Genomic DNA, 17941 nt, shown 5'->3' on the forward strand with positions numbered 1-17941 from the left:
TTCGTCGCTGTGCTCATGAGACGGTCTGGCCACCGTCGATCGAGAAATCTACGCCTGTCACGTAGCGCGCCTCGTCAGACGCCAAGTAGGCAACAGCGGCGGCGATTTCGTTCGGCTCCGCAATGGGAAAGAGCGGATAAAGCTTGTCCATCAGCTTCGGGTTGACGTCCTTCGGAAACTCGATCGTGTGATGGATATTCGTGTTTACGCCACCAGGGCAGATGGCATTCGCCCGAATCCCATTCTCCGCATACTCTACGGCGAGACAACGGGTGATGGCCACAACTGCAGCCTTCGACGCACAATATGCGGCGGTGTATGCCTGCCCTTGCTTCGACGAAGCCGAAGCCATGTTGACGATGTTGCCCTTGGACTCGATGAGGTACGGAATCGCCTCTTGACAGCTCGCGAACACGCCGTCAACGTTGATCGCCATCATGCGCTTGTATGCGTCCTCAGGCATTTCATGGGTATGCCAACCGCCAGCGATACCTGCAATGTTGCACAGGACGTCGAGGCGGCCAAAGTGCGCGGCGGCCTGCTTCACCATAGCACGAGTCCCCGACATGTTTGAAGCGTCAAAAACGAAGGTTGCGTATTCCGTATCATGTGCCGCTCGGAGCGTTTCGCCTGCACGCTTTACGGCGTCGCCGTTGATGTCCGCCAGCAGAAGTCGCCCACCCTCTTCAGCGATCCGTTTCGCCGTCGCGTAGCCGATTCCCGCCGCCGCCCCCGTTACCAGAACGACTTTGTCCCTAAATCGCAGCACGTCTCCACCTCTTCTATTAATCAATGATTGAATACCCGCCGTCCACAACGAGGGTGTGGCCGGTAACAAAGGCGCTACCAGAAGAGCAAAGGTATAGGATGGGTATAGCAATTTCCTCCGGACTAGCCCATCGACCCAAAGGTGTTTTCTCGGAAACCACTTTTTGCCAGTGCGGGTCCGATGCGTAGGCAGCGGTCATTGAGGTGCGAACGCTCCCCGCCGCGACAGCGTTGACTCTAATCCGGTCTTTCGCCCAACCGGCCGCTAATGTCTTGGTGAGCTGCACAATGCCGGCTTTGGCAGCACCATATCCAGGCAAATGAGGGCTGCCAAAATACGACATCATCGACGCGATGTTGACTATCGCAGCGCCACTGGGCAATGAGCTGCGCGCGAGCAATGGTTGCAATCCAGAGCTCACCTCATACACCGCATTCAGGTTGACCTGCACCGCCTGGGCGAACGAGGCGTCAGGCATGATGTGGCCAGCGTTGTTCACCAGAATATCGACACCGTCGATGCTGTCGACAAACTCGCGAATTGAATCTTTGCTTCTAAGCTCAAGGCAGCGGTACTCGAAGCCAGCGATGTCATCGCCAAATTCCTCCGCTGAAGCCGCCTGCCCCGTCACTAGTACGGACGCGCCGGCCAGCCTGAACAACCGGGCGGTCGCTAAACCGATGCCGGACGTCCCACCGGTCACGATCGCCCGTACCTGGCGAAAATCAAAAGTAATTTCGCTTCGCATTTCCCTTCTATCCCTCACGCGACAGTCCCGTTGCGGCGGTCCGCCGCCGCGTTCTAGGTTCCACTAGCGTACCTCGACGCAACGGGGCCAAACCATAGAGAGAATTACGCAGACAATTTGCGCTCCAGGAGTCCGCGATCTTGCAGGAACTCAACAATCCGTTCAGCTGCATCTTCCGGGGACATGGTCGTGGTGTCTACACGAAGTTCGGGGCTCTCGGGCGCCTCGTAAGGCGAGTCAATGCCCGTGAAGTTCTTCAGATCACCCCGGCGCGCCTTCTTGTAGAGGCCTTTTGGATCGCGCTGCTCTGCTACGGCCAGCGGCGTATCGATAAATACCTCGACAAACTCACCGGGACTGACCAAGCTTCGCGCCATTTCACGCTCAGCCCGGAACGGCGAGATGAAGGAGACGAGCGTCAAGATACCAGCGTCGACCATGAGACGAGACACCTCACCGACGCGACGAATGTTCTCCACGCGATCGGCTTCTGTGAACCCGAGATCCTTGTTGAGGCCATGTCTTACGTTGTCGCCATCGAGAAGGTAAGTATGCTTGCCCAGCGCATGCAGCTTCTTCTCGACAAGGTTAGCAATTGTGGACTTGCCAGCGCCGGACAACCCGGTAAACCAGACGACAGCTGGACTTTGCCCCTTCAACCGCGCGTGTGCATCCTTATTGACTTCGATTGCTTGCCAGTGAATGTTTTGGGAGCGTCGCAATGCGAAGTGCAACATGCCAGCACCAACGGTTGCGTTCGAAAGGCGGTCGATGATGATGAACCCGCCCATGTCGCGGTTATCACGGTACGGGTCGAACGCAATCGCCTGGTCGAGATGCAGATTGCAAACGCCGATTTCGTTCAACTCGAGCGTCTTTGCAGCTAGATGCTCGAGCGTGTTGACGTTCACCTTGTACTTGGGCGCAGCGATCGAAAGACCGACCGTTTTTGCACCGATTTTCATGAGGTACGGACGTCCGGGCAACATGTGCTCGTCGCTCATCCACACCACATTGGCCTCAAACTGGTCAGCCACTGAAGCAGGAGCTTCGCTCGGCGTAAGCACGTCTCCGCGACTGATGTCGATTTCGTCCTTCAGCGTGATTGTGACGGACTGCCCTGCGACGGCCTCTTCGAGATTCCCATCTCGAGTAACGATGAGGTCGACCGTACTTTCCCGCCCGGAGGGCAGCACGCGGACACGGGTACCCGGCCGGACTGAGCCGCCTACGACACGGCCAGAGAACCCACGAAAGTCAAGGTTCGGCCGGTTGACCCACTGTACCGGCATACGGAAGGCGCCACGCTGAGCCAAGTCGTTGTCGACCTCTACGGACTCGAGGTACTCCATAAGGGTCGGCCCGTCATACCAGGGAGTGCGCTCACTGCGAGCAGTGATGTTGTCTCCTTTCAGCGCAGACATCGGAATCGGAAGGAAAGTCTCGATACCGATCTGTTGTGCGAATGCCCGATAGTCGTCGACAATCTTGTCGAACACCTCTTTCGAGTAGTTGACCATATCGAGTTTGTTGATCGCAAGGACGACGTGCCGAATACCAATGAGCGAAATCAGATAGCTGTGGCGGCGGGTCTGAGTCAGCACGCCTTTGCGGGCGTCGATCATCATGATGGCGACGTCAGCGGTCGACGCACCCGTAACCATGTTGCGCGTATACTGCTCGTGACCCGGGGTATCAGCAACAATGAACTTTCGACGGTCCGTTGAGAAGAACCGGTAGGCCACATCGATCGTGATGCCCTGCTCGCGCTCAGCCGCAAGACCGTCCACCAACAGAGCGAAGTCGAGATCGCCGCCTTGCGTACCCACCTTCTTCGAATCACTCTCGAGGGCAGCTAGCTGGTCTTCGAAAAGCATCTTCGATTCATACAGCAGCCGACCAATCAGCGTGCTCTTGCCGTCATCGACGCTTCCGCAGGTGATAAAGCGCAAAAGGCTTTTATGCTGATGCGCCTCTAGATACTTTTCAATGTCTTCAGCGATGAGATCAGATACGTGTGCCATCAGAAATAACCCTCCTGCTTCTTCTTTTCCATCGAACCGCTTGAATCGTGGTCAATCAGACGTCCCTGTCGCTCCGACGTCTTTGTGAGCAACATTTCCTGGATGATCTGCGTAAGCGAGGTTGCGTCGCTTTCGACGGCCCCCGTTAGCGGGTAGCAACCCAACGTTCGAAAACGGACGTTCTTGATCATCGGCTCTTCACCCGGGCGCAGCGGCAGTCTATCGTCGTCCACCATGATCAGCATGCCGTCGCGCTCCACTACCGGCCGCGGCGCGGCGAAATAGAGAGGCACCAGCGGGATCTTCTCCAGATAGATGTACTGCCAGATGTCCAGCTCTGTCCAGTTAGAAATCGGAAACACGCGCATGCTTTCGCCTTTGTTCTTACGCGCGTTGTACAGACGCCAGAGCTCGGGACGTTGCATCTTTGGATCCCAGCGATGCTGAGCCGACCGGAACGAGAAGATCCGTTCTTTCGCACGAGATTTTTCTTCATCGCGGCGCGCTCCGCCGAATGCAGCATCGAACCCGTACTTGTCCAGTGCTTGCTTCAGCCCTTGAGTCTTCCAGATGTCTGTGTGTACTGCGGAGCCGTGCTCAAACGGATTGATATTCCGCTCGATTGCCTCAGGATTTCGGTACGTCAACAACTCCAGCCCAAGATTCGCGACCATCTCATCGCGAAATTTGTACATGTCCCGAAATTTCCACGTAGTGTCTACGTGCAGCAGGCGGAAAGGGGGTTTCGAAGGGTAAAACGCCTTCATCGCAAGATGCAGAAGAACGGAACTATCCTTGCCGATCGAATAGAGCATGACCGGATTCTCAGCTTCGGACACCGCCTCGCGCATGATGTCGATACTTTCTGCCTCAAGCCGCTGCAAATGAGTCAGAGTGGCAGCATGGTCTCTGTATTGCGGCTCTGGTTGCCGTTCCTCGACTAAGGTTTGACTCTCGATAAGCATTGACTGAGCCTCTGTGCTTAAGTGCGTGATGTACATGCGATGCGGCGTCGGTGGCGACGGGGATGCAGGTCATATCCGTGCCAATGCCAGGAATCGCTACCGCCGCGACCGTCGCGAAGAGCTATTCTTCGACCGCGTGTAGCTAAGGTAAGAGACGGCGGCGCAATCTTCATCGTCCGACCGGACTATTGGCCGCGCTGGTATGCATGAGTCGCGCGCTAACGGTCCCAGATTCCTTCGGGAGACCCTCTAGTCCGCTTGGACCATGCCAGCGCCACCTTCTTCGGACTAGGCTGACCGTGCACCCTCGGTGTTCTGCGAGCGTCGCTCCAATAAACCTCACCTCACCTATATGAAGCGTCCACTAGCTAACACGCGACCAGGATCGACTGAACTCAAGCTCGCCGACTCGACGGATCCAGTTCGAGTTGGGGACTTTATCTGGATGTCCGAAGGGTCGACAAACACCTATCTCGTCACCACTGACGGCGGTGATGTTCTGATCAATACAGGTCTTGGGATCGAGGCGCCGGTTCATCAGGCTGCCTATGCGAAAGTCAGTGACGCGCCGCTGCGGAAAATCATCCTCACGCAAGGCCACTACGATCTGGTCGGCGGCGTTGAACTTTTCAAAAGTGACGATGCGGAGGTTATTGCGCATCGGAATATCGCAGCGTGCCAGGATGACGACGAAAGGCTGAAAGCTTTTCGTAACCGACGCAACCAGCGCTTCTTCCCGGACATGGTCGAGCCTATGCTGAAGGCGGAAGAAAGAGCTCGACTGCAAGGTCACAAAACCTTCCAGGCTCGTGCGCGCCCTGATGTGACGTTCGACGACCGCTACGAGTTCTCTCTGGGTGGGGTCCGCTTTGAGTTAATTTGGGTACCGGGTGGGGAGACCATCGATTCGATCCTTGTCTGGCTGCCGGACCAGAAGGTGTTGTTTTCGGGGAACGCGTTGGGTCCGCTATTCCCGCACATGCCGAACTTCCATACCATCCGCGGCGATCGTCTACGGCTCGCGTTGCCCTACCTGCAGGCGTGCGACATCATCCTTTCTCTCGAACCGGAAACGCTGTTGACGGGTCACTTCGACCCTATCGTCGGGCGCGATTTGATCATGGAAGAACTGCGACGTCTGCGTGATGCGGTTGCCTACGTGCACGACGAAACCGTGCGTGGCATGAACGCTGGTAAGGATCCTTACCAGCTCATGAAGGAGATCCGCCTTCCGGACCACCTTCAGGTCGGCGAAGACTACGGAACCGTCCCATGGGCGGTGCGAGCCATCTGGCATGGTTATGGCGGGTGGTTCTACTTCCACTCCACCACCGAGCTTTACGAATCCCCTGTTCGCGACGTCTACGCACAGCTCGCGAGAATGGCTGGTCCTGACGAACTTGCATCCCACGCGAAAACGATGCTTGACCTCAATCGTCCGTTGCACGCAATTCACCTAGCTGAAATCGCAACGTCAGCGGAGCCATTGCATCGGCCGGCCCTCCGCGTGTACCTTGAGGCACATCAGCTTCTGCTAGCTCAAAGTCATCAACGAAATCGCTGGCAACGATACTGGCTTGAGGGTGAGATCAATGCTATGCAGGAGAAACTTGACAACAAGGGTTTCGACTGTGCCTAAGCTTATTATCCCCGACCTTGCACGACCATGCTTGACAGACGTCCAACTAGCCGCGATCGAGAAAGCCGAGGCGGCCCCCGTACAGCTCACGGAAGAATCGATCCTGGAGGCAGCCAGAAACGCGACCGGGCTTCAGGACTTTGGATCACCGGACTTTCTGGAGCGATTGGGCATATGGCTGCAAAGTGGCCTTGAGGATCGCGGCTTGAATGCCTTTGGCCGACAGGTCCTGCATTCGTACTGTGTCCGGTACGCGTCGAACCGTCTGCGGATCGAGGACCTCTATAAGAGGCATCCAGAAATCGAAGAAGTGCAGATCACTCGCCCTATTTTCATCGCAGGGTTACCGCGCTCGGGAACGACTTCGCTGGTGAACCTACTTGCCTCCGATCAGCGCCTCAGATCGCTTCCACATTGGGAAGCTGTTCAACCAGTGCCAGATGGCCAACGAGCCGGGATCGAAACTGCCGTCGACCTGCGAATGGAAAAGTGTAGCCAGGAATGGCAGCAACTCGACTCGTTGCTGCCGCATCTGCGCGTAATGCATGAGATGTCTCCGCAGCACATCCACGAAGACCTCGAGCTGCAGGCGATCGACTTCACTACGTATAACATCGAGTGGACTGCACGCGTGCCGCGTTGGCGCGAATACTATCTTTCGCACGACCGACTTCCGCACTATCAGTATCTGAAGCGAGTCCTAAAAGCGCTGCAGTGGCAGCGAGGCCCCAATCGGTGGATTCTAAAATGCCCGCAGCATATCGAAAACCTGTCAGCACTCGCCACCGTCTTTCCCGATCTCACTATCGCCATCACGCACCGTGACCCAGCTGCTGTGCTGCGCTCAGCGGTAACAGCCATCGCGTACGGTGATCGCGTCCGACGGAATAGTATTGATCTCGACGAAACCGCGAGCTATTGGACTGAGCGCATAGAGCGAATGTTGCGTGCCTGTGTCGCAGAGCGCGATGCCCTCCCCGTTGCAGCGAGCATTGATATTCTGTTTCAAGAGTACGTACAAGACGAGTTGAATGCAGCGAGGCACGTCTATGACCTCGCCGAGTTACCCTGGACGGTCGATGTAGAAACAGGCTTCCGAACCTTCCTGCGAAACGAAGAAGATCGGAAAGGTTCCGTCGCATACAACCTGGACATGGTTCCAAGTTTGAGGGCAGAAGCAATCCACGAGCGTTTCCGGTTCTACTACGATCGATTTGCCGTCCGTTACGAAAAAGCTTAACCGTCTGTACTCGCTCGAGTCTGCGGCGAACGTTGTACGCAGGCCTCGAACAACGCGATCAATGCGAACAGGCTAAGTGCGCATCCGACGATGCCGACTGCTGCATGCACGCCGAGCCACTCTGTAACCGGTGCTATCACAAGCGGATTCATAAAGCTTCCCAAAAACATAGCCGCATACATCGCACCAGTGGCGCGTCCCCGAGCGTTCTCGGGAGCCTGCGACAAGACCCGCCCGATCAAATGAGGCGTTAGCAACCCGCTGCCGAAACCTGCGAGGACGCATCCCACGGTGGCGAGGCCAAGGCCGTGCAGCCCACCAAGCAGTACATGACCCATCGCCATTAAGCCGACACTGATCACCATTTGGAAGCGGATCCTGATATGCCGGCTCATCGCACCATAAATACTCGCACCTACCGCATTGGAAAGGGGCGCGGTAGCGATGACCAAAGCCTGCATAGACGATGAAAGAATACCGTCGTCCCGCAACAAAAATCCGACCTGCGTGCTCGTGGTAAAGACGGCCGCATACAACGGGACTATTCCGAGCAGTAGCGGCAGCAACGTCTTGAGCGAACCGCGCCTTCCAGCTGAGGAAGTGCTGCCACCCATTTCATTACCACCTTGAGACAACGAAAGGGCATCCTCATCGACCGAACCCGGCACTACAATAACGGCCAGAATAAATACGACCAATGAGATGAGATAAAAGGAAAATGGCAACCGCCAGCCATTTTCCTGAACGGCATATCCGGAGAGCAGGGTGGAAAGTAGACCTATGGTGGCCCCACAGGCCGATTGATATCCGACGATGCGGGCACGTCCAGCCGCATCGAAGTGGCGCCCTACTAAGGTAAGTGCCGATGCCGCAACGCCGGACGCGGCTACCCCAAGAATGAATCGCGAGACAAGGATGGCAGTCCCGTTCGAAAGATAAAGACCAGCCGACCCTGCTGCGCCATACAGCAGCAATGTGATGAGCAAGAGTTGACGAGGACCGAACCGGTCAACGAGGAAACCCATCGCCGGTCCACCTGTCATGATTCCGATGCTTGAGATCATCATGATCAATTGCGCGAGCAACGCAGGCCTTGAGCCGCCAAGATAGCTGGCCATTGCCGGTAGTGCAGGACTCACGCTAGTGAATATCAAGGCCATCAGCGGTGAGCTCGAAAGCATCACCACGATCAAGAGGCGACCTCGGCTTTTCCCTTCCCTCGTCAGGAGAGTGGCGCTCATCGTTTAAGCCTCCGGAAGTTTTCCGGACCCCAAATGGCGGTCCAGGAGCCTATCAGGCCCTCGGCGTCAAAGCGGGCAAAGTCGATGGTCGATACTTCAAACGGTTCCGTCGCTTCCTCGCAAATCGCCACGAAAGCGCAGGCAGCGTGTTCCCCGGAAATCCTGACCTCACCTTCAGGCTCGAATCTGATTCCTCCACCGGTGTCGTTGAAACCGGCCTGGAAGAAGCTGCGAATCGCCTCCCGTCCGACGTACGGTGGTGTGCCGATCGGATCTTGGAGCACGGCACCGGGCGCAAACAAGGCAGCGATTCCCTCGGCATCACCTGCTTGCAGCGTTGCCGCATAGCGTACGAATACCGATCGAATATGCTCCGGAACAACTCTCGAAGCCTCAACATCCTTCGCAGTCATCGGTCTCGCATCCAGAAAGAGATCAGCCGACAATCGAGTAACCACCGTCGATTACCAATGTTTGTCCGGTGACAAATCCCGCAAGGGAACTTGTCAGAAACAGAATCGGCCCAGCCATGTCGTCGGGCCGGCCGACGCGACGCATTGGGGTTCTATACAACACCGGCGCGAGCGCTTTCGGATTCCCAACGTGCGCCGCCGTCATCGCTGTTTCTGTCAACCCCGCTGCAATCGCGTTCACGCGAACACCTTCACCTGCCCAGGCTATGGCCAGAGTCTTGACGAGCTGAACGAGACCAGCTTTGGCGGCACCGTATCCTGGGACGATCTCATTACCAAAAAATGAGGTCATTGAAGCGATATTGATCATGCTTGCTCCCCCAGGCCATTCACTTCTCGACAGCGCCGCGCGACTTGCCGCTGCGAGCCGGAAGGCACCGCTCAGATTGATGTCAAGCGCGCGCTCGAACGCTTCGAGGCCGTATTCGTTGCTTCCGTCGCCGGAAAGCGCAACCCCTGCGCAGTTCACAACAATGTCAAGCTCCGGGCAGGCCGTAGCGACTTGCTGCACCTGCTGCGGATCACGAACGTCGAGTTGCAGGTATCGGAACTGAACCTCTTTTGTATCCCCCTCCCTTCTATTCGCGGCAAAGCTCGCCGCGAATAACGGGTTGCTCGTCGCGTCCATGCGAGTACCCGTAACTGTTACGGAGGCGCCACTACGACGGTACGCTCGCGCGACGGCCGCTCCGATTCCGCCTGTGCCCCCCGTCACGAGCACGTGACAGCCTTGATAATTGAACGATGCGTCGCTCCAGCCTAGATTCGACATGCACTAGTCCTCGGAATTGAATTCCTTGCACTTACTGCGCCGGATTGCTTTGGCACGTCCGCACGTTGCGCTTTATCTAAACGTCGCGTGCGGCAAGCCAGTATCGCGTCATTCAAAATAGTATCGGGTGACCGTATCAGCAACGCATGCGGGCCGGTCGCCTCCCTCGATTTCTACCGTGATGCGAATAATTGCGTGAATTCCGCCCCCAGCTACTGGCTCAGTACTTACGATCTCCCCCCGTCCGCGAATCTTCTTGCCCACCGGCACCGGTGCAGGAAAGCGAACTTTGTCACAGCCATAGTTGACGCCCATCCGCATCTTCACGTCGATCAGTTGAGACAGAAAGAAACTGCCTGCGAGCGCCAGGGTGAGATAACCGTGAGCGATACACGAACCAAAAAGCCCAGACTTGGCCCGCTCCTCATCAACGTGGATCCATTGGTGGTCGCCCGTCGCTTCGGCGAAGAGGTTCACCCGCAGCTGATCCATGGTGAGCCATTCGGTCGCGCCTAACGACTGACCTTTCGCAGCCGCAAGTTCTTGCGTTGTTTCAAATCGGGTTGTCATTGATTTACTCTCACGCCCTTTGGCTGCTTGCCGAGATGACTTCGCCTACCAGGTAGGACGCGTAGTCGCTCGCGAGGAACACCGCGACGTTGGCCATCTCCCAAACCTCTGCTGGCCTGCCGAATGCCTCGTTCGCTGCGAGCGCGGAAAGCAGATTTTCGTCGGCCGTCTTCTTCAAGAATGCGTGCATCGCAATGCTCGGAGAGATGGCATTGATTCTGACGCCGTACTCGGCGGCCTCAAGCGCGCTACAACGCGTCAGCGCCATGACCCCTGCCTTCGCAGCGGCGTAATGCGCCTGCTCTTTTTGTGCTCTCCAACCTAGAACGGACGCGTTATTGATAATCGCGCCCTGCCGACGTTCCTGCATTTTTGTCAACATGGCTCGAGTCATTCGGAACGTTCCGTTCAAGGAGACGTCGATGACTTTCAGCCACTCAGCATCCGTCATTTCAGTCACGCGCTTCTGTCCCCCAAGCCCCGCATTGTTGAACAGAATGTCCGTGCCTCCGAGTTGCTCTTCGGCAGCGGCCACGAGGGCCTGAACTTGTTCTTCCTGTGTGACGTCGCACACGAGGCTGTATATCTCTTGCAGCCCGGTTTCATCCCGCAAGCGGGCGACTGCTTCGCTTAACCGTCGCTCATGGACGTCAGATATAAATAGAGAACGCGCGCCTTCTTCGGCGAATCGTTGCGCGGTCGCATATCCAATGCCTCCACCAGCAGCTGCTGTTACCAGAGCAGATTTCCCGGACAGGAGTCCGTGGCCGGATACGTACGTCGGTGTGAGGATAGCGTTCATGCAGAGTTCTCCGTCGTCTGGCGCGAAGGACGAGCTTCCTTGGGCATGCCCAGAGCTCGCTCGGCGATAATGTTCAACTGGACTTCGTTGGTTCCGGCAACGATTGTGTCGGAGCGGCTGAACAGAAATACCTGCTGCAGCCGTGTGCGCGAAAAATCGTCGATCATGATTTCGCCTTCAGGCCCCAACGCATCCATCGCCAACTTTCCAAGATCCCGGTGCCAGTTCGACCAGTAATATTTGATGATGTAGCCTTCGCGGGTCAGGCTGCCGTCGGCGCCACCCGATAATGTCCGAAGTGTGTTGTAGTGCATCACCTTAAGGCCCATCCACGCATCGGCAATGCGCGCGCGAATCAACGGGATCCGATCGGTTCCCATCTCACGGGCGGCCTTGCACACAAGTTTCAGCTGGTGCTCGAAGTGCATCTGCATGCCGATCCACGAGAGTCCTCGTTCGAAGCCTAGAAGCGCCATCGCGATCTTCCAACCTTCACCTGGCTTGCCAACCACGTTATCAACAGAGGTACGGGCACCATCGAAAAAGACCTCATTGAATTCGCAGGTCCCCGTTATCTGGCGGATCGGTCGTACCTCAACCCCAAGCTGGTCAAGGGGGACGAGGAGAAAGATAAGTCCCTTGTGCCCCTGTGATCCCGGCTCACATCGAGCAACAACGAAAATCCACTGTGATTCGTGCGCCAGCGATGTCCATACTTTCTGACCATCGATGACCCATTCCCCCGATTGCTCGTCAAGGCGCGCCCGAGTCTTCACATTGGCCAAGTCTGAACCGGCTCCGGGCTCCGAATACCCCTGACACCAGTACTCTGTGCCCGCCACAATGCCGGGGAGAAATCGTCGTTTCTGGTCTTCCGTTCCGTAAGCAATCAACGTCGGCCCAAGCAGGGTCTCTCCGAGGTGTCCGATGTTCCCGGGGCCTCCCGCACGGGCGTATTCCTCATGGAAGATGATCTGCTGTGCCACGGATAGTCCCCGCCCACCGTACTCTTGCGGCCAACCAACGCATGTCCATCCGCCCGCCGCCAGTTCCTGCTCCCACTCCTTGCGCAAGGCCGGGAAGGCATCTTCGTCACCAGCGCCGCCCCGATGCCGAAGACACTCAAATTTTCCGCACAGATGTTCGCGCATCCATTGCGCAACCTCACTGCGAAACGTTTCGTCCTGCTCGGAGAGTTTCATCTTCCTGGTCTCCTGTTTTCCGTTAGAGGGTCGCTGCGCAGGGTGCGTCAAGAAGCGACGCGGCGATTTCCTCGCGCAGTGCCTCTGGACTACCCAGCCAGTGAGACGAAGCCTGTGCACGCTTGAAGTAAAGATGCGGATCATATTCCCAAGTGAATCCGACGCCGCCGTGCAGTTGGATAGCTTCCTGCGAACAGAAGAAGAACGTATCCGAGGCGAACGTTTTTGCGCACGCGGCTTCGAGTAGTAACTCCGATGTCGAAGGATGCGTGACCGCTACACGCGCCGCTCCGAAGACGGCCGAGCGCGTAGCTTCGATTTTCACCATCATTTCCGCACAACGATGCTTGATCGCCTGAAAGCTATTGATCGTCCGTCCGAACTGCACCCGCTCGGCTGCATACGCCAAAGTTAAGTCCAGACATTGCTGCGCGCCGCCGACTTGCTCCGCTGCCAACGCAATACCGGCCAGTGCCCTGACACGCGCCATTCCATCCGCGACGTCTCTACCCTGCGACAGTAAAGACGCGCGGTCGAGTCGGACGTTTTCAAGCTGGACGTGTGCCACTCGCCGAGTCCGATCGAGAGACGCATGTTCGCGAATCGTCACGCCTTCAGCAGTTGGGGGCACGGCAAAGAGTGTGCATGCTCCCTCCAGCTTTGCGACCAGAAGCAAGAGGTTGGCTGTCGCACCGTCCGGAACGTATCCGAATGTTCCCGAGAGTACGTAGCCGTCCGAGTGTCGCTCGACCACCGCGGTGACAGCATCGACATCCCAGTCAACACCCCGAGCGCCGAATCCGACTGTCGTCGTTAGGGTTCCAGCAGCAATATCGGGTAGATAGCGCTGCCGTGCTTCCTCGTCGCCTGCCTCCATCAGAGTGGTCGCACCCAGCACCACCGTTGCGAAAAACGGCGAGCACAACAGGCGCCTACCCATTTGCTCAAGGACCAGCGTGAGTTCGATAAACGAAAGACCAAGGCCACCGTATACCTCGGGTATGTGCGTCGCTGACCAACCAAGTTCCGAGCCGAGACAGGCCCAAAGTGAGGCGTCGAAGCCTTCCGCCGTTTCCATGATCTTGCGCACGGCTTCCGACGTACTACGCTCAGCAAGAAACTGCTCGGCGGATTCCCGGATCATCTCCTGATCCTGCGTCAACGAGAAATCGTGCGTCAGACTCATGTTCCATACACCTTCTGCGGCTGGACGCTGCGTTCGATGAGCGCTTCAATCACTGGACCAAGCTCGTTAGGATTCCAACGCGCCCCCTTTTCCTCAACCGGGCCAGTCCGCCAGCCATCGGCGATGGAGATCTTCCCGCCGGACGCCTCGAAAATTCGGCCCGACACGTGCCGAGATTCCGTACTTGCAAGCCAGACGACCAAGGGCGCGACGTTCGCTGGATCCCACGAGTCGAAACTACCGTCCTCGGGTTTCTTCACGACTTCGGGCATGGCACCTTCGGTCATCGCAGTACGTGCAGCTGGTGCGATTGCGTTCGACGTAATGCCGTATCTTGCAAGCTCTGCCGCTTGAACAAGCGTCAGCGCGCAGATACCTGCCTTAGCCGTTGCATAATTCGACTGGGCGATAGACCCCTGAAGACCGGCACCGGAACTGGTGTTAATCAACCGCGCATCGACGGTTCCCCCCCCCTTCGCCTTATCGCGCCAACGCTTGGCAAGCGTGTTGGCAAGGCAGAAATGCCCCTTCAGGTGGACGCGCATCACTTCATCCCAGTCTTCTTCAGACAGGTTGACGAACATCCTGTCTCGCAAATTGCCAGCGTTGTTTACAAGCACGTGTACTTCGCCAAACCGATCGACAGCCTGCGCAACGATGCGTTGCGCGCCATCGATGGTCGTGATGTCGTCAGCATTCGCCAGTGCTGACCCTCCGCTAGAAAAGATTTCATCGACTACTGCCTTCGCTGCCGGCTCGCGGATGTCGTTGACCACAACATTCGCACCCTCTGCTGCAAGCGCGAGCGCGTACGCACGTCCAAGTCCGCCTCCGGCACCCGTGATGACCACGGTTCTCTGATCGCACATTCCCATTCGGGGTCTCCCTTAGTCGAGTCGCTCAATAATCGTCACGTTGGCTTGCCCGCCGCCCTCGCACATCGTTTGCATACCAAGTCGGCCGCCCGTACGCTCGAGTTCGTGGAGGAGAGTCGTCATCAACTTGGCCCCCGTTGCTCCAAGCGGGTGGCCAAGTGCGATCGCACCGCCGTTCACATTGGTCTTCGCATGTGGATAGCCCGTCTCAATCAGCCACGCCTGCACGACGGAGGCAAAGGCTTCGTTAATCTCGACGAGATCGATGTCCTCAAGCCGAAGCCCGGCTTTCTTCAGTGCTGCCGCCGTAGCTGGAATCGGGGCGGTCAGATGCCAGATTGGGTCGTCGGCCAGGACGCTAATGTGCTGCACGCGAGCGCGTGGCCTGAGGTTGTAGCGTTTAAGCGCCCGCTCTGACACCACCAGCATTGCTGCAGCCGCGTCACAGGTCTGGCTGGACACTGCGGCTGTGATCTTCGGATAGTCAACGCCGACGGGTTCAAGCGACGCCATTTTCTCGAGCGTCGTCTGACGCGGCGTCTCATCGTCCTTCAGATCACCCAAAGGAACGATTTCGCGGTCGAATCGGCCTTCAGAAATCGCCCTCAATGCCCGCGCGTGACTTTCTAGTGCAAAGGCCTCCATGTCTTCACGGGAGATCTTCCACTTGTCAGCAATAATCTGAGCCGCATAGAACTGGTTGACAGGCTGATCGCCGAACCTAGCCTTCCAGCCTTTGCTACCCGAAAACGGATCGGTAAACCCGAGCGGCTCGGCTGCGGTCATCGCATATGCAATCGGCACCTGGCTCATATTCTGCACGCCACCCACGGCGACTACGTCCTGAGTACCGCTCATCACAGCCTGGGCGGCGAAATGAAGTGCCTGTTGAGATGACCCGCATGCGCGGTCAATCACCGTGCCTGGGACGTGCGCTGGCAAGCCGGCCGCTAACCACGATGTCCGGCTGATGACGCCGGCGTTCGGTCCGACCGCGTCTACGCATCCAAAGATGACATCTTCATAATCTTCCGGCGGAACATCGTTGCGCTCGACCAGCGACTTGAGCACGTGAGAGCCGAGGTCGGCAGGGTGAATGGAGGCCAACGACCCGCGACGCTTACCCGTCGGCGTGCGCAACGCGTCCACGATATAGGCTTCTGCCATGTTTTTCCTCAGTCTGTGAAAGTAAAGGTGTTTGCGGGTCCAAGTTGCGCGTCCGGATTGAACACAAAGTTCGCCACCCGCCTCTTATGCAAAATACGGTCGCCCCACGACGACGTCAGCGCGAGTGCGCGTTTAACGAATATCTGCAGGTCCAGTTCCCACGTGTATCCCATCGCTCCGTGCACCTGGATACCGTGCCTGGCTGCCAGCGCTGCTGCCTCGGCGGCAGCGAGTTTTGCCGCCGAGATATAGACGTCCCGTTGTGGATGGCCTTGCATAAGTGCATACGCAGCGCGAAAGACCGCCGGCTTCGCGAACTCAATCTTCACCGCGACGTCGGCAAGGTGATGCTTGACCGCCTGAAAAGATCCGATCGGTTTGCCAAACTGCTTTCGCTCGGCGCTATAGTCAATTGACAAGTCGAGCATTCGGCTTGCAAGGCCCACCAATTGGCCTGCCGTCGATAGCGCCCCCCTATTCACCACGTCTTGCCAGAGCCTACGTCCCGTCTGCTCGCCGGCAATTCGAGTGGACGCCTTTGGCGACCACTTCACGTTGAACAGGCGCCTCGAAAGATCGACGCTTGAATTCGCAACGAGGTCGACATCGGCCCGAGACACTGCATGCACCTCGCCATCGTGGTACATGAGCAGCACGTCAGCCAGGTGCGCATCGGCTACGAGCGGATTAACAGGGTGACCCAATGAAATCCTTGCGCTGCCGTCCACGATCTTGGGAAGCCACTGTTTCCGAGGCTCGCTGCCTTCCGGTAGACCATTCAGAAGGCCTGCGGCAAGATAGGCCGTATCTGTGAGCGAATCAGGAATGGCGAAATAGCCAAGTTCATGCAGAAGGAGCACCCAGTCCACATCCCCGAGGCCGAGTCCACCGTGACCCGGGTCGACAGACAAGCCGGTAATGCCCTGCTCAGCGAACTTGTGTCGAAGCTCTTTGGAACGTCCCGCGTCGGTTTCCCACAACTCGCGCAAAACTTCGGGCGAAGCCTCCACCATCAGAAAGCTGCGCGTCGCGTCGCGGAACAGCGTCTGGTCCTGCGTAAAGGTGAAATCCATAATTACGTCCTCACGACCGCGGCATGCCGAGCAGGCGCTCGGCGATGATGTTTCGCTGAATCTCGTTTGTTCCCGCGTAGATTGGCCCAGCCTGGGCAAATAGATACCCATCAAGCCAATTGCCGACATCGCCAGCATCAGGTGACCTGGGCAAGAGTTCCGCACGGGGACCGAGAATCTGCAGCGCAGTTTCGTGCATGCGCAGATCGAGCTCGGACCAGAAGATCTTGTTGGTGCTCGATTCCGCTCCGATGTAGCCGCCTTTCAGAAGGCTACTGGCCGTCCGGTAGGTCGCGAGCGTATAAGCCTCGGCATCCATCCAGGCGCGCAACACGGCATCGCAAATCGACGGATCCAAATCCGCGGACTCCTTGTGCCTGAGGTACAGCGACACCAAAGCTTTCGCCGTTGCCTGGAAACGACCGGGTGAGCGCAGCATCAGCCCCCGCTCGAAGCCCGCGGTGGACATAGCCACCTGCCAGCCTGCGCCCTCTTCGCTCAGCCTGTTTTCAACTGGCACCCGAACGTCGTCGAAGAAAATCTCCGCGAACCCCGGGAGACCATTCAATTGACGAATCGGGCGAACAGTAATACCGGGGTTATTGAGCGGGACCAGCAGGAACGTGAGGCCGTAATGACGCTGCGAATCCGGGTCGCTCCGGAACAACCCAAACAGCCAGTCTGCATACACCGCGCGGGTCGACCAAGTCTTCTGTCCATTGATGACATAGTGGTCTCCGTCGCGTATCGCCTTCGTGCGAATCGCGGCCATGTCGGATCCGGCACCCGGCTCCGACCATCCCTGCGCCCAAATCTCGTCGCCTGACGCCATCCCTGGAAGAAACCGCTTCTTCTGCGCTTCAGTTCCGTAATCCATAAGCGTCGGGCCCAGGAGAAAAATCCCGTTCTGATTGACGCGCATGGGAGCACCCGCACGCCAATATTCTTCCTCGAAGATCAGCCATTCGATCAGGTCGCATCCACGTCCACCGAGCGCTTTCGGCCACGTGACCATGCTCCAGCGCCCGGAGTTCAGCGTCCTCTCCCATTGGCGATGCTGCTCGAAGCCCTCGGCCGTATCAAAGCTGGCGAGCGGGGTCTTAGGCACATGCCCAGCGAGCCACTCGCGAATTTCCCGGCGAAACGCGTTTTGCTCTTCGGTATATTCAAGTTCCATCACATCCTCTCAATTGCT

The 17941-nt window shown here is 57.5% G+C and carries 17 protein-coding genes; 2 read left to right on the forward strand and 15 right to left on the reverse strand.

Annotation, left to right across the window (positions count from 1 at the left end; genetic code table 11):
- Window positions 1-13: 13 nt before the first annotated feature.
- The 4 genes from B0G75_RS29555 to cysD form a co-directional block, all read right to left on the reverse strand.
- On the reverse strand, window positions 14-769 hold the full coding sequence (locus B0G75_RS29555) for an SDR family NAD(P)-dependent oxidoreductase (protein WP_106313578.1): 756 nt from the start codon (window positions 767-769) through the stop codon (window positions 14-16).
- 16 nt (window positions 770-785) lie between these two features.
- Window positions 786-1517, reverse strand: coding sequence for an SDR family NAD(P)-dependent oxidoreductase (locus B0G75_RS29560; RefSeq protein WP_106313579.1), 732 nt, complete (start codon window positions 1515-1517; stop codon window positions 786-788).
- A gap of 104 nt (window positions 1518-1621) precedes the next feature.
- Window positions 1622-3541 carry a sulfate adenylyltransferase subunit CysN gene (gene cysN / locus B0G75_RS29565; protein WP_106313580.1) on the reverse strand — a complete coding sequence of 640 codons (1920 nt, stop codon included), beginning with the start codon at window positions 3539-3541 and terminating at the stop codon, window positions 1622-1624.
- A complete protein-coding gene (cysD, locus tag B0G75_RS29570) occupies window positions 3541-4506 on the reverse strand; it encodes a sulfate adenylyltransferase subunit CysD (RefSeq protein WP_106313638.1) in 966 nt (321 codons plus the stop codon). Before cysD ends, cysN begins: the two co-directional genes overlap by 1 nt.
- A gap of 445 nt (window positions 4507-4951) precedes the next feature.
- On the opposite strand from cysD, the gene B0G75_RS29575 reads away from it, so the two are divergent.
- Together B0G75_RS29575 and B0G75_RS29580 are read left to right on the forward strand one after the other, a co-directional pair.
- Window positions 4952-6145: an MBL fold metallo-hydrolase gene (locus tag B0G75_RS29575; RefSeq protein WP_181309377.1), complete on the forward strand. Its 1194-nt coding sequence runs from the start codon at window positions 4952-4954 to the stop codon at window positions 6143-6145.
- Between the two features lie 31 nt (window positions 6146-6176).
- Window positions 6177-7385, forward strand: a complete 1209-nt coding sequence (locus B0G75_RS29580) for a sulfotransferase (protein WP_219908302.1) — start codon at window positions 6177-6179, stop codon at window positions 7383-7385.
- Here the strand turns inward: B0G75_RS29580 and B0G75_RS29585 are convergent.
- The 11 genes from B0G75_RS29585 to B0G75_RS29635 all read right to left on the reverse strand — a co-directional run bounded on the left by B0G75_RS29585 (window position 7382) and on the right by B0G75_RS29635 (window position 17923).
- Window positions 7382-8626, reverse strand: a complete 1245-nt coding sequence (locus B0G75_RS29585) for an MFS transporter (RefSeq protein ID WP_106313583.1) — start codon at window positions 8624-8626, stop codon at window positions 7382-7384. The genes B0G75_RS29580 and B0G75_RS29585 overlap by 4 nt on opposite strands.
- Complete coding sequence (locus B0G75_RS29590) at window positions 8623-9039, reverse strand: nuclear transport factor 2 family protein (protein ID WP_106313584.1); 417 nt, start codon at window positions 9037-9039, stop codon at window positions 8623-8625. Before B0G75_RS29590 ends, B0G75_RS29585 begins: the two co-directional genes overlap by 4 nt.
- Window positions 9040-9061: 22 nt before the next feature.
- On the reverse strand, window positions 9062-9871 hold the full coding sequence (locus tag B0G75_RS29595; protein WP_106313585.1) for an SDR family NAD(P)-dependent oxidoreductase: 810 nt from the start codon (window positions 9869-9871) through the stop codon (window positions 9062-9064).
- Between the two features lie 108 nt (window positions 9872-9979).
- Complete coding sequence (locus tag B0G75_RS29600) at window positions 9980-10441, reverse strand: MaoC family dehydratase (protein ID WP_106313586.1); 462 nt, start codon at window positions 10439-10441, stop codon at window positions 9980-9982.
- A gap of 10 nt (window positions 10442-10451) precedes the next feature.
- Window positions 10452-11243: an SDR family oxidoreductase gene (locus B0G75_RS29605; RefSeq protein WP_106313587.1), complete on the reverse strand. Its 792-nt coding sequence runs from the start codon at window positions 11241-11243 to the stop codon at window positions 10452-10454.
- A complete protein-coding gene (locus B0G75_RS29610) occupies window positions 11240-12445 on the reverse strand; it encodes an acyl-CoA dehydrogenase family protein (protein ID WP_106313588.1) in 1206 nt (401 codons plus the stop codon). The genes B0G75_RS29605 and B0G75_RS29610 overlap by 4 nt, the downstream gene beginning before the upstream one ends.
- 22 nt (window positions 12446-12467) lie before the next feature.
- On the reverse strand, window positions 12468-13631 hold the full coding sequence (locus tag B0G75_RS29615; protein ID WP_106313589.1) for an acyl-CoA dehydrogenase family protein: 1164 nt from the start codon (window positions 13629-13631) through the stop codon (window positions 12468-12470).
- Window positions 13628-14506: an SDR family oxidoreductase gene (locus B0G75_RS29620; protein WP_106313590.1), complete on the reverse strand. Its 879-nt coding sequence runs from the start codon at window positions 14504-14506 to the stop codon at window positions 13628-13630. Before B0G75_RS29620 ends, B0G75_RS29615 begins: the two co-directional genes overlap by 4 nt.
- Before the next feature lie 12 nt (window positions 14507-14518).
- The gene (locus B0G75_RS29625; protein ID WP_106313591.1) at window positions 14519-15673 is read right to left on the reverse strand and encodes an acetyl-CoA C-acetyltransferase; all 1155 of its coding nucleotides are present in this window, start codon (window positions 15671-15673) and stop codon (window positions 14519-14521) included.
- Between the two features lie 8 nt (window positions 15674-15681).
- Complete coding sequence (locus B0G75_RS29630; RefSeq protein WP_106313592.1) at window positions 15682-16746, reverse strand: acyl-CoA dehydrogenase family protein; 1065 nt, start codon at window positions 16744-16746, stop codon at window positions 15682-15684.
- A 10-nt stretch (window positions 16747-16756) separates the two neighbouring features.
- Window positions 16757-17923, reverse strand: a complete 1167-nt coding sequence (locus B0G75_RS29635; protein ID WP_106313593.1) for an acyl-CoA dehydrogenase — start codon at window positions 17921-17923, stop codon at window positions 16757-16759.
- Window positions 17924-17941: the final 18 nt, after the last annotated feature.

Source organism: Paraburkholderia sp. BL18I3N2, from assembly GCF_003001875.1.
In the GTDB taxonomy this organism is placed as follows: Bacteria; Pseudomonadota; Gammaproteobacteria; order Burkholderiales; family Burkholderiaceae; genus Paraburkholderia; species Paraburkholderia phytofirmans.